This is a genomic window from Arcicella sp. GW821-FHT09D11 (assembly GCF_059416265.1).
On the sequence record NZ_JBWKOV010000001.1, the window covers coordinates 1,267,751 to 1,281,694 of the forward strand.

12 protein-coding genes are annotated in these 13,944 nt (G+C 34.4%); 8 read left to right on the forward strand and 4 right to left on the reverse strand.

Annotated features, from left to right (window positions below; all coding sequences use genetic code 11):
- The first annotated feature begins 10 nt into the window (after positions 1–10).
- From AC07N0_RS05365 to AC07N0_RS05380, 4 genes are all read left to right on the forward strand, one after another.
- Complete coding sequence (locus AC07N0_RS05365; RefSeq protein WP_494588383.1) at positions 11–169, forward strand: hypothetical protein; 159 nt, start codon at positions 11–13, stop codon at positions 167–169.
- Between the two features lie 269 nt (positions 170–438).
- On the forward strand, positions 439–2,271 hold the full coding sequence (locus AC07N0_RS05370) for a tetratricopeptide repeat protein (RefSeq protein WP_494588384.1): 1,833 nt from the start codon (positions 439–441) through the stop codon (positions 2,269–2,271).
- Between the two features lie 203 nt (positions 2,272–2,474).
- Complete coding sequence (locus tag AC07N0_RS05375; RefSeq protein WP_494588385.1) at positions 2,475–3,548, forward strand: hypothetical protein; 1,074 nt, start codon at positions 2,475–2,477, stop codon at positions 3,546–3,548.
- Between the two features lie 215 nt (positions 3,549–3,763).
- The gene (locus AC07N0_RS05380; RefSeq protein WP_494588386.1) at positions 3,764–5,536 is read left to right on the forward strand and encodes an AMP-dependent synthetase/ligase; all 1,773 of its coding nucleotides are present in this window, start codon (positions 3,764–3,766) and stop codon (positions 5,534–5,536) included.
- A 251-nt stretch (positions 5,537–5,787) separates the two neighbouring features.
- On the opposite strand, the gene thrC is transcribed toward AC07N0_RS05380, so the two are convergent.
- Entirely contained in the window at positions 5,788–7,095 is a 1,308-nt protein-coding gene (gene thrC, locus AC07N0_RS05385; protein ID WP_494588387.1) for a threonine synthase, read from the reverse strand.
- Positions 7,096–7,346: 251 nt separating this feature from the next.
- Here thrC and AC07N0_RS05390 point away from each other — a divergent pair, with 251 nt between their 5' ends.
- The 3 genes from AC07N0_RS05390 (at position 7,347) to AC07N0_RS05400 (ending at position 9,758) form a co-directional block, all read left to right on the forward strand.
- A complete protein-coding gene (locus tag AC07N0_RS05390; RefSeq protein ID WP_494588388.1) occupies positions 7,347–8,330 on the forward strand; it encodes a ComEA family DNA-binding protein in 984 nt (327 codons plus the stop codon).
- A 77-nt stretch (positions 8,331–8,407) separates the two neighbouring features.
- Positions 8,408–9,040 (forward strand): LysE family translocator, encoded by a 633-nt coding sequence (locus AC07N0_RS05395; protein WP_494588389.1) that lies wholly within the window; start codon positions 8,408–8,410, stop codon positions 9,038–9,040.
- A 67-nt stretch (positions 9,041–9,107) separates the two neighbouring features.
- Positions 9,108–9,758, forward strand: a complete 651-nt coding sequence (locus AC07N0_RS05400; RefSeq protein ID WP_494588390.1) for a tetratricopeptide repeat protein — start codon at positions 9,108–9,110, stop codon at positions 9,756–9,758.
- Here AC07N0_RS05400 and AC07N0_RS05405 read toward each other — a convergent pair whose 3' ends face one another.
- From AC07N0_RS05405 to AC07N0_RS05415, 3 genes are all read right to left on the reverse strand, one after another.
- Entirely contained in the window at positions 9,759–10,022 is a 264-nt protein-coding gene (locus AC07N0_RS05405; protein WP_494588391.1) for an Ada metal-binding domain-containing protein, read from the reverse strand.
- Positions 10,019–10,714, reverse strand: a complete 696-nt coding sequence (locus AC07N0_RS05410) for a 2OG-Fe(II) oxygenase (protein WP_494588392.1) — start codon at positions 10,712–10,714, stop codon at positions 10,019–10,021. The genes AC07N0_RS05405 and AC07N0_RS05410 overlap by 4 nt, the downstream gene beginning before the upstream one ends.
- A 93-nt stretch (positions 10,715–10,807) precedes the next feature.
- On the reverse strand, positions 10,808–11,650 hold the full coding sequence (locus AC07N0_RS05415) for a bifunctional helix-turn-helix domain-containing protein/methylated-DNA--[protein]-cysteine S-methyltransferase (protein WP_494588393.1): 843 nt from the start codon (positions 11,648–11,650) through the stop codon (positions 10,808–10,810).
- 349 nt (positions 11,651–11,999) lie between these two features.
- Between AC07N0_RS05415 and pruA the strand changes: the two genes are divergently transcribed.
- Entirely contained in the window at positions 12,000–13,625 is a 1,626-nt protein-coding gene (gene pruA, locus AC07N0_RS05420; protein WP_494588394.1) for an L-glutamate gamma-semialdehyde dehydrogenase, read from the forward strand.
- The last annotated feature ends 319 nt before the right edge of the window (positions 13,626–13,944 follow it).

Consider the following 13,944-nt stretch of genomic DNA (forward strand, 5'->3'; position numbering starts at 1 on the left):
ATATCAAAAAATGGTCAACCTTCTGTGGATAAGTCGTGAAATAGGGCAAATAGCCTTTCAAAAAAGTGGAAAAGTAGGGGTTTTATACCCCTTATTTTTGTGGATAGAAATAGAGGCATTGTGGAAACAAAAAATGGACATTTGGAAACGTGGAAAACTATCGATTTAATCCATATTTTTATGACAAGTTAACAACATAAAAACTCATTGTGAATAATGTTGAGAAAAAGTTAAAAGTTATACACAAATATGTGGATTAAAATTAATGATATTGTAAATCAAATAGTTATATGTTGATAAGTACGTTTTTTATGTTGATAAAAAAACTGATATTAACAATTATCTGTGAAAATAATGTTTCACAATACTCATCCACATATCCACAGTATAATAGAAGTAATAGTTTTCTTTTTTATAAAAAATTAAATAAAAATTATTATGATTAAATATAAGATGTTGTTGAAAACTTTTTTGAAGGCTCTTTGCTTCTTCATTTTCTTAATGGGGTCTTTTGATGTTTTCAGTCAAGATGCTCAGTTGGGAATTGAATACCTGAAATCGGGAGAATATGAAAAGGCGAAAACCATTTTTCAAAAATTGGCTAAGAACAAAGAGGCCGCAAAAGATATTTATAAACCATACTTGGAAACTTTGGTGAAGTTGAAAGAATGGGACGAAGCCGAAAAGTTTGTTAAGAAACAAATCAAAAATGCTGATGCCAACCAAGCTAAATATTTAGTTGATTTAGGAAGACTTTATCAGTCAACTGACAAGAAAGACGAGGCTAAAAAAAACTATGATTTGGCGATTGATAAAGTAAAGGCAAGTGATGACGAAATGATAGATTTAGTGAATTATTTTGCTCAGCAACACCAAACAGATTTAGCTATACAAACAATTGAGGTATCAAGGGCTTTTACAAAAACGGAAGATAAATACGCTGTACAGTTAGCAAATTTGTTCCGTATGGAAGGCAAAGTCACTCAAATGATAGAAGAGTACCTAAAGTTTGGTTTAGTGACTGATAATCAAGAAATGGTACAGTCAATACTTCAGGATGAGTTGAAGGAAGACAAGGAAATTGAAGAATTAGAAAAAATACTCTACGCGAAAGTTCAACAATATCCACAAACATCTTATTATACCGATATTTTGATTTGGCATTTGATTCAGAAAAAGGACTTTTATAAAGCTTTTGTTCAGGCGCGGGCATTGGATAAACGCTATAGAAAAGAAGGCGTTCAAGTGACGGATTTAGGGTTTATGGCGCATCAAAATAAAGACTATGTCAATTCAGGTAAAATTTTTGAATACTTAATCAAAGAATACCCTAGACATCAGAACTATCCATTGTGGAGAAGAATGTTGATTAATGCCAAAGAAGAAGTGATTAAAACCACTTACCCAATCAATCAATCGGATATTCGATTACTCATTGGCGAATATACCAAGATGCTGGATGAAATAGGAACGAATCAGAGAACATTAGAAGCCCTAAGAAGCAAAGGGCTTTTGTATGCGTTTTACTTGAATGAAAAAGATACTGCCATTGCCGTTTTGGAAAAAGTCATCAAACTTGCCAATAATGATCAGATATTTGTGGATAAGTGTAAACTAGATTTAGGAGATATATTCTTGTTGAAATCTGAGCCTTGGGAAGCTACGTTATTATATTCGCAAGTGGAAAAATCAGAGAAAGATAGTCCGATTGGGTATGATGCCAAATTAAGAAATGCAAAATTGGCATATTTCAGAGGAGACTTTGAGCTAGCCAAAGAAGTATTAGATATTTTAAAACAAGCCACTACTCGCGAGATTGCCAATGATGCTATGGAACTGAGTTTACTGATTCAAGAAAACACGGGTTTTGATAGTACAGAAACTGCCTTAAAAGATTATTCTACTGTTGAACTCCTACTTTTTCAACATCGTAATGAGGAGGCTATCGCCAAATTAGGAGAAATGGAAAAGATATATCGTGGAAATCCTATCATGGACGATTTGGTTTTTCTAAGAGCGAATATCTATTTGAAACAAGGAAATGTGGATAAAGGAATAAAAGATTTAGAATTTGTCATCCAGAATTTTCCACATGACATAAAAGGCGATGATGCATTGTATCTATTAGCGAAAACTTATCAGGATGTATTGAACCAATCCACAAAGGCGATGAAATTATACCAAGAATTGTTGATAAAGTATCCTGGGAGTATTTATGGAGCAGATGCTAGAAAAAGATTTAGAAATTTGAGGGGAGATACAATAAATTAATTACCTAAACGTATTACTATCAGGCCTGTAAGCTTATCCACTTACAGGCTTTTTTTGTGGATAAACCGCTAAATATCATTGTATGGTTTAAAACTTTACTTGATTGCTTTAAATAAAATTTGCTAAGACCATTTTAATCAAAGTGGCCTGCTTTTTATTTTTTGTGTCTATCCTCTAATTATTCACAATCAAGTAAAATAGCCATGAAAAAACTCTTCTCTTTACTCTTCATTGTTAGTCTTGCTTTTAGCAATCAGCTGTTGGCTCAACAACCAAAAATCGTTTTTGCATGTAATTATTTTGGCAAGAAAGTATTACCCCAAGACATTTGTCCACAGACGATGGGATATATTTCTGAAAGTCATGCTGCAGAAGTAATCGGGAAATTTGCCAAAAAAATGGGGCAGATTCATAGTAAGTTTAAAGTAATGCAATGTTCAAATACTGATAATTGTTTTGCGACTATTATTGAAGGACAACCCTATATTATTTATGACCGTGACTTTTTGGGTAGAGTGGAACGGACTGCTCAAACCGACTGGGCTGCGATTTCTATCTTAGCACATGAGATTGGTCATCATGCCAATTTCCATACCATAGATGGAGAAGGAAGTCGTCCTGAAAAAGAATTAGAGGCTGATTATTTTTCAGGTTTTTGGTTGCACCAAATGGGTGCTACTTTAGAACAGTCACAACAAGCTATTCAGTATTTTCAAGAAGAGCATGTAACTTCTACACATCCACCCAAATCGTTAAGATTAGAAGCTATCAAAAAAGGATGGCTAGAAGCTGATAACGATAAGGTGATAGAGATATCAAGAGCATCAAAAAATGACCAAACAAATGTTCATTCGAATGTTGATAGAAAAGTTGAAAATATAGAAGTTATTGAAAATAAGTTACTTAGTGCCAATGAAGCTTCTTTCAAGAAAACAGGTTGTGTGACTGGAAATTGCAAAGATGGAGAAGGCCTATTTGTCCACAAAACACAGGGGAGTTATCAAGGAATGTGGAAAAGCGGTAAAAGAGATGGTTATGGAATACAGTATTACCCAAACGGAAATAAAATGTATGAAGGAGAATATAAGGCAGGGAAACGAGAAGGGAATGGTATTTATTATTTCCAAAACGGAGAGCGATTTGAAGGGAAATTTTTAAATGATAGTACTACAGACGACGGATATTATATCTTGAAGGATAATGAAATAAGTGAAATAGAATTAACTTATTTATATTCAGATGGTAGAAAAGAAATTATTCAAATTGTTAATGAATAGGATAGAAGGTGGATAAAAGTAAATTTTAGCAAAAAATAGTTATTAATAATCCGCTGTTAAATTCTTTGTTTGAAATACTCAAAAAATACAAAATAATTATGCTTGCATACTATTTTCATTTATTTAAACTTGTTATCTTTGTTTAACGCTATTGTAAAATATAGGGTTTAATTTGTATTTTATTTTGAAGAGGCATCGAATAAACTAAGATAGTCATGAAGAGCAATCCTAACATTACCAGAGTATTTGATTTACTACCCAATTGTGTACTAGCAGTAAATAAAGAAGACACCTTCGCTAGTAAAGTAAAAGGCGAATGGAAAAAATATAGTGCTACCGAAGTAATAGAAATCGTTAATAAAGTAAGCGTTGGCTTAATCAAATTAGGGGTTAAAAAAGACGATAAAATTGCGTTGATTTCTAATAACAGACCAGAATGGAATTTTATTGAATTAGGAGTTCAGCAATTAGGAGCTGTATTGGTGCCGATGTATCCGACCATCACGATTGAAGATTATCGTTATATTTTTACGGATGCAGAAGTTAAATTGATTTTTGTTTCTGACAAGGCCTTGTTAGCAAAAGTACTTGAAGCAACCAGCGTGTTGGAAGGCATAGAAGGTATCTATTCTTTTGATCCTTTTAAAGGAACAAAACATTGGACAGAATTATTAGACTTAGCCAAAGGGGAGGATTTCGCTCAAATAGAACCTTATAAAGCAGCTGTTCATCCAGACGATTTGCTGACATTGATTTACACTTCTGGCACGACAGGCAAGCCCAAAGGAGTAATGCTGACGCACGATAATATCATTTCTAACATTGATGGATTGGTGATTGGAAAGCATTTAGAATTATCATCTGATGACAAAGCCCTAAGTTTCCTTCCGCTTTGCCACATTTACGAGCGTACCGATGTATATGTGTATATGTATTATGGCGTTTCGGTATACTATGCCGAAAGTATGGATACCATTGCCGATAATCTAAAAGATGTTAAGCCACAAGTTTTCGCAACTGTTCCGAGATTGCTAGAAAAAGTATATGATAAGATTGTAGCGAAGGGTTACGAACTATCAGGTATTAAGAAACAGCTTTTCTTTTGGGCATTGAACTTAGGATTGAAATATGATCCAATGAAGGATATGGGTTTTTGGTATAATGCACAGTTGAAAATTGCCAGAAAATTGATATTCAGTAAATGGAAAGAGGCCTTAGGAGGTAATATCAAAATTATTGCTTCTGGCTCTGCCGCTTTGCAACCTCGTTTATCAAGGGTATTTTGGGCCGCTGAAATTCCGATTGCGGAGGGCTATGGATTGACAGAAACTTCGCCAGTAGTTTCGTCAAGTATCTTATCTGATTTTAGAGTGGGTTGTGTAGGTACAGTATTACCAAATGTGGAGTTGAAAATTGCTGAAGACGGAGAAATTTGTGTAAAAGGTCCATCTATCATGAAAGGCTATTATAAAAGACCAGATGCTACTGCCGAAGCGATAGATGTGGATGGCTGGTTTCATACAGGAGATATAGGTGAACTTTTTGAAGGACGTTATCTGAAAATTACTGATAGAAAGAAGGAAATCTTCAAAACCTCTGGTGGTAAGTATGTAGCACCTCAGGTAATCGAAAATAAATTGAAGGAATCTGTATTGATTGAACAAGCAATCGTTGTAGGAGAAGGACAAAAATTCCCGTCAGCTTTGGTTGTACCTGAATTCAATGCCTTAAAAGAGTGGTGTACTAGAAACGGGGTAGACTGTAAGGATGCCACTCAGATGATTAAGAATGATAAAGTGAAAGAGAAAATAGATGAAGTAGTAAAAGACTTGATGAAGAATGTTGCTCAATATGAACAAGTAAAAAAGGTAGAATTATTACCTAAATTATTTACGATTGAATCGGGCGAATTAACACCAACATTGAAGCTAAAAAGAAAAATCATTCATAATAATTATAAAGAGTTGATTGAAGGAATATATAATTAAGCTCTTGATAATTTTCCGAATTTTATAATCAAAAAAGCGGTCAGAAAACTCATTTCTGACCGCTTTTTTGATTGATGTTTTGAGTAAATGATTATAGTTCCGTAGGAACATTATATCGGTAGAATTATCTTGTAATTGTAAACTTACCACTAACCCCATCGGGGCGAAATATTTCGCCCCGATGGGGCTAAGAGGAAAGTTGTTATTCAGAGACTACCGATATTTCGCTTCTACGAGTCTTTTTATTTTTACTATAAAGAAAACAAGTAGTTTTTAAAGCTTGCAAAATCTTTCGTCATCGGTATCGCTACTTTTTCTTTAGACAACAATGCCGATAATCTTTCAGGAATTTCAACAGAGGTACCCAAAGCATCTTCAACCACATCTAAAAATTTAGCATAATGAGCAGTAGAAAGTAACACACCTGCTACATCTTCAGAAAGCGTATCTGTATAAGATTTCAAACCCAAATAAGCCACGGCTGTATGTGGACACATTACATAATTGGTTCTTTCAAAAACCTCCTTCATAGCCAATTTGGTTTGCTCATCATTGCTAGAATCTCCTGCGATATGCTTTATTACTTCTTCATAAGCATCACCCGCTAATAAACGCATCCTGATAAAATTGGATGGATTACCTACATCCATTGCATTGGAAATTGTTTCTTGAGATGGCTTTGGTTCATAATTGCCAGTAGCCAAGTAGCTCGGGACAATATTGTTTACATTGGTTGCTGCCACAAACATTTTGACAGGCAAGCCCATTTTCTGAGCAATTAATCCTGCTGATAAGTTGCCAAAATTTCCACTTGGTACACAGAAAACAAGAGGTTTGGTATTGCCTGCTTTCTTCAATTGGGCATAAGCATTGAAATAATAAAATGATTGAGGAATCAATCGGCTGATGTTGATAGAATTGGCAGAAGCTAAATTGATAGTTGAAGACAGTTCTTTGTCTAAGAATGCAGCTTTCACCAAAGCCTGACAATCATCAAAAGTTCCATCTACTTCCAAAGCCGTTACGTTCTCGCCCAAGGTAGTTAATTGCTTTTCTTGAATATCCGACACTTTGCCAGTTGGATACAAAATAGTTACTTTAATACCAGGCGTTTTATAAAATCCCTGGGCAACAGCTCCGCCAGTATCGCCAGAAGTTGCCACAAGAATATGAATATCTTTGTGCGACTTTTGTAAAAAGTAGGACATCAATGATGCCATGAACCTTGCTCCAAAATCTTTGAATGCCATAGATGGTCCATGAAACAACTCTAATACATAAGTGTCTTTTTCAAGATTGACCAAAGGTGCATCAAAATCGATAGCTCTTTCTACAATCGTTTTAATATCATCCTCAGGGATATCGTCGCCCAATAATGTTTTAGTTACTTCAAAGGCAATTTCTGAAATTGATAGTGTTTCTATTTTATCAAAAAAAGAAGAGGGTAAAGTCGGAATAACATGAGGCATATATAAGCCATTGTCTGGAGGGAGTCCTCTAAATACTGCTTCTTCCAAAGAAACATCATCACTTTGATGATTTGTGCTGTAAAGTATCATAATTATTTGGAACAGATAAATCCTTCAATTTCAAAACCTTCGTGGCAAGAAATCTTGTAAATTAGTATTATCAAAAGCTTAAAAAATGTTGATTCCTTTTTTTGACAATGACTATAAAAAATGGCTTATCGCTTACAGCCTAAAGCTTATAGCGGTAAAACAATACAAAATTAGTTCAAAAGCCTGAATTACAGAATAAACATTTTAATTTCTGTTGTTTAACATCATATTCATTTTAATACCTAACACCCATGTATAAAAAACTACAAGCTTATCTACGTGATTTTTTCGCTTTTAATCAAACAGAAATAAAAGGCTTTGTTTTGCTTATTTTCTTAATCTTTTTACTCATTATTTTTACTTTCATTTTTGATTATCTTCCTGAAAAACAAGTTGTTAATGATTCAATAAATCCGAAAAAGATTGAGGAGTTAATGGCAAAAATTGAAATCAAAGAACGTTCTGAGCATCCTAGAGAGCATGAAAATAATTTTTCCGATAAATATGCTAAAGAAAATGACTTTAAAGAGGGGGCTGGAACCATTACACTATTCACTTTTGATCCTAACTTAGCCAATACCGACGACTTACAGAAGCTAGGGATAGCTCCTTGGCTAGCCGAACGAATAGTCAATTATAGAAATAAAGGTGGAAAATTTAGAAATAAAGAAGATTTAAAAAAAATCTATAACTTCCCAATAGCTCTCTATGAAAAGCTAGCACCCTACATTGTTTTATCAACTTCACCCATCATTCAACCAAATGTCAATAGTACAAAAGTTGAGTTGGTAACAGAAAAGAATTTGCCAACAACAAATGTTACTAAGGAAAATTTCAAACCTGTTAGTTTTGATTTAAACAGAGCTGACACCAACGACTTAAAGAAATTAAAGGGTATTGCATCTAAGCGAGCTATCAGGATTATTCAAGAACGAGAGAAACTTGGAGGCTTTTATTCAATAGAGCAAGTACGCAATATTTGGGGATTAGATTCTATTTCAGTTGACGAACTATTGAAATATGGCACAGTCAAAAATCCTCAACTCAGGAAAATCAAAATTAATGAGGTGACCCTAGAAGAATTTAAGCATCCATATTTACGTCCTTATGTTGCTAAAGCCATCATTGCATATCGGCAACAGCACGGGAGTTTTTCAAGTCGAAAAGATTTAGAGAATATCAAACTTTTGGATGAACAAACACTCAATAAGCTTTTACCATATCTAGCTTTCTAAAACAGTAAAACGAGATGAAATCTCGTTAAAATTAAGTTACAAAAATTACGAGATGAAATCTCATTTTACAGCATAATATGATACCACTTTCAGACTTACTCGTTTTTATTATTGCCGCTTTTGGGTTGGTCATCACACCCGGTCCCAACATGATATACCTAATATCGCGTTCTATCTCACAAGGCAAGCAAGCAGGAATGATTTCACTAGCAGGAGTTATTGTAGGTTTTCTATTCCATGTCATCATGGTCTCTTTCGGACTTACGGCTATTTTGATGGCTGTGCCTTTTGCCTATTCCTTTCTGAAATGGCTAGGCGTTTGCTACTTATTGTATTTAGCTTGGAACGCCATCAAGCCGGGAAGTAAATCATTTTTTGAAACAACGACATTGGAAGACGATAGTAATTTCAAACTTTTTCAGATGGGGTTTCTCACTAATGTACTCAATCCTAAAATTGCTGTTTTCTATATGTCGTTCTTTCCACAGTTTATCAGACCTGAATACGGCAATGTATTATTACAGAATTTTCAATTAGGACTAATCCAAATGACGGTCAGTTTTACAGTCAATTTAATGATAGTATTGTTTGCATCCAGAATAGCTATCTGGTTTGGTAGTCGACCTACTTGGATTAAAATTCAGAAATGGTTTATGGCGGGTATTTTGAGTAGCCTAGCCCTTAAATTAGCCTTTGATAAAGCCAAATGAATATTTATTCTAGTTATTGTTCAATGAGTTATGAAAACAAGGTAAATTTTACAATAAATAAATCACTATGAAACAGATTATATTATTATCAATCGTATTATTTTTAAATTGTTCTGCTGCCGAGGATTGCCCACAAAATATAAATATTTTACCTATGTATGGGGGAGTAAAAAAATGCAAAGAACAACTAGAAATTGATAAAGACTTTCTTAATGAATGTGACAGATTTTTTAAAAATAGAAATAAAGCTGTATCCCATCATTTATATAGAGCGTGGGAGTATTATTATAAAGATGACTTTGATTCTTCAATGAAAAGATTTAATCAGGCTTGGTTATTGGATAGTACTAATGCTGATGTTTATTGGGGTTTTGGAAATATACTTGGACGACAATTGAAGTTTGATGAGTCATTAATATACTTTAATAAATCCTTAAAATTAAATGCTAAAAATTCTAAGGTATGGCTTTCAAGAGGAACAAGTTATGCCCAAATGTTTATTAAAAACAATGATATTAAATTGTTGAATAAAGCAATTGATAATTTTAGAATATCTGTTGAATTAGATAATAAAAACGTAGAGGCGTATTCTCAATTAGCAATAGCTTATTCATATTATATGGAAAAAGATAGTGCTTTAGTTTTTTTGAAGATTACAGATAAATTAGACCCTAATGCAATTAATTCAGAAGCGAGGAAGTTTATTCTTTTTAAATAATCAATCAATATTTCCCTTTTTCCATTCCAAATACTCCAACCTCATACAATGCCCACAAGGACGAAAACCCAAAGCAATAGCTTCTTGAATATCTTTAAAGAAGACTCTGTTTTGGGTTTTCATTCTTTTGCCAGATTTACAATTGAGCGTTCCATAAATCTTTAATGACTTATTACCACCTATTATAATTTGCTTGTCTTTGATTAAAGACAGCAATAAACGGTTTGTTCCTTTTTCATCTAGTATATCTTGATGTCTTATCATTTAGCATCATGAAAAATAATCCCGACTGTATAACGATTTCCACTATGGAGTTTACTAACACCATGTTTCATGGGCGAACGATAATATCCTCTTGTTCCTTTGGCAGCCCGAAAGTTTGTAGTGAAAATTACCATGTCGCCACGGTTCGGTTGTAATACAATAGCCTGAGATTGTAACCTGGGTTTTTGTTCAATCAATACAAATTCTCCGCCAGTATAATCTTCCTGAGGTTGAGATAAAAACAATACTGCCTGAAAAGGAAAATACAACTCTCCATACAAATCTTGGTGGAGGGTATTAAAGTCACCTGTTTCATATTTCAAAATCAGAAGTGTTGGTCTGTATTGATTTTGTTGCTGACAAGCTTCAATAAAATCTTGATGCTTCTCGGGATAGGTAAGATTAATGCCTAATTTTAGATTCCACTCGTTTGCTACTGACGATAAAGGCGTATAAAGTTCATCCCTTAAATAAGCAATGCTTTCGGGTAGAGGATACGAAAAATACTTATATTCACCTTTCCCAAAATTATAACGTTTCATTACAATAGTACTTCTATATAAATCAGCTTGAGAATAAGAAGCTATTAATTGGTCAGAAATATCCCGAGGAATCACTGCCCGAATAACAGCATACCCTTGTTCATCCAAATCTTGTTTAATACTTTGCCAGTTAAGTGAGTTGATATTCATGTTCAATGTAAAATTGTGAATGTGTGAGTTAGTGAATGAGTAATTAAATATTTTGGTGTTTAGTAATAATTCACTAAATCACAACTCACTCATTCACTCAATACTTCTACTCGCTTCCCATCCAACAAGGGCTTTCTTCCGAATGCTTCCCCAATGATATTCGCCCAGCTTTCCTTCTTTTCTAATTACTCGATGACAAGGTATTAAGTAAGCAATAGGATTATTTCCGACAGCGGTGCCGACTGCTCTAACAGCCTTGTTATGTCCGATACTATCTGCTATTTGTTGATAAGTCGTTAATGAACCTTGAGGAATCGTCAATAAAGCTTCCCATACTTTTAACTGAAAATTGGTACCTTGTACTAATAGATGTAATTTGTCTAACGAGCTAAGATGTGGTGTAAAAATGCGTTTTACATATTGTTCGGTGACAGAAGGGTTCTCTTCGATAGTAGCAAAATGCCATTTCTGTTTAAAGGTCTCTAAATCTTCATTTTTAGAAATCTCATTGGTAAAAGCCATTCCACAAATTCCTCTTTCGGTAACGGCCATAAAGCATTCTCCGAAAGGAGTATCATGATAAGCATAATCAATGTGCAAACCTTTTCCACCACTTTTGAATTCTTGGGGAGTAACAGCTTCAATACCTGTAAACAAATCATACACTCTGCTTTGGCTCGATAGCCCTGCTATCTCTGCTGCTTCTATCAAAGTGGCAGTGTCCTTAATTTTAGCTTTTAAATAGTCGGCTGTTAAAAACTGTAAAAACTTCTTCGGACTAACGCCTGCCCATTCAGTAAAAATTCTTTGAAAATGAAAAGGAGAGAGATTTACTTTTTCGGCCACTTCTTCTAAGGAAGGTTGTGCAGTAATATTGTCGGTAATGAACTCAATTGCTTTGGCAATACGTTCATAATGATATGTATCTGTTGTCATGTTCTTTATAAATTAACAATACAAATGTCGATTGATAAAAGAACATCCTCAACCCGAAAGTTGCTTTTTTGTTGAAGAAGCAAGACATAAGACAAAAGAAGCAAGAGATAATGTAATATGTACTTTCAGTTCGGAAGGTTTTCAGAGAGTGAGTTAAACTTGATTTTGTACTTATCATAGTAAAAGATTAAAAAGATAGTAATTCATATCTTTTGTCATTACCTCGTTCTTATGATCAACCTTTATTTTTAAGTATTGTTTTCTTGTGTCTTGCTACTTCAATCTTATTTCTTAATTGTCCTTATTCAGCTTTTTACTTAATTTTACATCAAACCAAAAACTTCATCAAATGTCAACAGGATTTTTTAGCGTACCAACGCCCAAAAATGAGCCAATCAACTCATATGCACCTAATACAAAGGAGCGTGAAGCACTTATTGCCAAACTAACTGAAATGCGTGGTAAAGTAATAGACGTACCCATGTATATAGGTTCTGAAGAAATAAGAACAGGCAATAAACAAGCTTTGACTTCCCCACACGACCATCAACATATTTTAGGATATTATCATGAAGGCGATGCTAGTCATGTGAATCAAGCAATAGACTCAGCACTATCAGCCAGAGAAACATGGGCAAGTTTACCTTGGGAAAATAGAATGGCAGTCTTCTTAAAAGCAGCAGACCTATCGGCTACCAAATATCGTAATGAATTAAATGCTTCAACGATGTTAGGTCAATCGAAAAATGCTTATCAAGCAGAAATTGATGCAGCTTGTGAGTGGATAGACTTCCTACGTTTCAATGTACATTTTGCAACACAGATATATGCAGAACAGCCTATCTCTTCTGAAAACGTTTGGAACAAATTAGAATACCGTCCCTTAGAAGGATTTGTGTTTGCAGTAACGCCATTCAACTTTACGGCTATTGCGGGTAACCTTCCAGCATCGGCAGCCTTAATGGGAAATGTTGTAGTATGGAAACCATCGCCACAGCAAATCTATTCTGCGAATGTATTAATGAAGGTATTGAAAGAAGCAGGATTGCCAGATGGCGTAATAAACCTTATCTATACAGATGGGCCACTAACAGGCGATATCGTATTCAAGCATCCACAATTTGCTGGGGTACATTTTACAGGAAGTACCAAAGTGTTTCAACATATCTGGAAAACAATAGGCGAAAATATCCATAAGTATAAGTCGTATCCAAGAATCGTAGGAGAAACAGGAGGAAAAGATTTTGTAGTAGCACACAAATCAGCTGATGCCAAAGCCCTAGCTGTAGGCTTGGTTCGTGGAGCTTTTGAATACCAAGGACAGAAATGTTCTGCGGCTTCGCGAGCTTATATTCCTGATACGCTTTGGGAGCAAACGTGGGAATATATTCAAACAGACTTAGAAGAAATTAAAATTGGTGGTGTAGAAGACTTTTCAAATTTCGTGAATGCCGTGATTGATGAAAAGGCTTTTGATAAAATCGCAGGATATATAGATAATGCAAAAGCTTCAGACAAAGCCAAAATAATAGCAGGTGGAAATTATGATAAATCGAAAGGGTATTTTATTGAGCCAACGATTATCTTGACGGAAGACCCTCATTATACTACGATGTCAGAAGAAATATTCGGACCAGTACTTACTATCTATATATATGAGGCGGAAAAGTATAAAGCAACTTTAGATATCGTAAATACAACTTCTGATTATGCACTTACAGGAGCAGTGTTTGCTCAAGATCGTTATGCTTTAGAGATTGCTAATAAAAAGCTAGTAAATGCAGCAGGTAATTTCTATATCAATGATAAGCCGACGGGAGCAGTGGTTGGACAACAACCATTCGGTGGAGCTAGGGCTTCTGGGACAAATGATAAGGCGGGTTCTATGTTAAACTTATTAAGATGGGTTTCTCCAAGAACAATTAAAGAAACATTTGTATCTCCAACAGATTATAAGTACCCTTTCTTGGGATAAATTGGATATAAATCGTACTAAAATTACTAAAAGCGGTCAGTCATTTTTAAAATGATTGACCGCTTTTTATATAAAAATTCAAGTAGATTAAAGTTTGAGCATTTTTTCTCAAATTTTTTTCATTTTTTTCATTGTCAATAACTTCTTGGTTTTCAGTGCAATTATGGTGGATGTTATGGATTATTTTTCAAAAGTTTAAAAAAAACTTTGTGTTGTTGTTTGGTGTTTTAGAATTAATCCTACATCTTTGCACTCCCAAACGACGCCAACGGGTTGAGATAGGGGAGTAATTAGGAAGATAGTTACGACGAGATTTAGG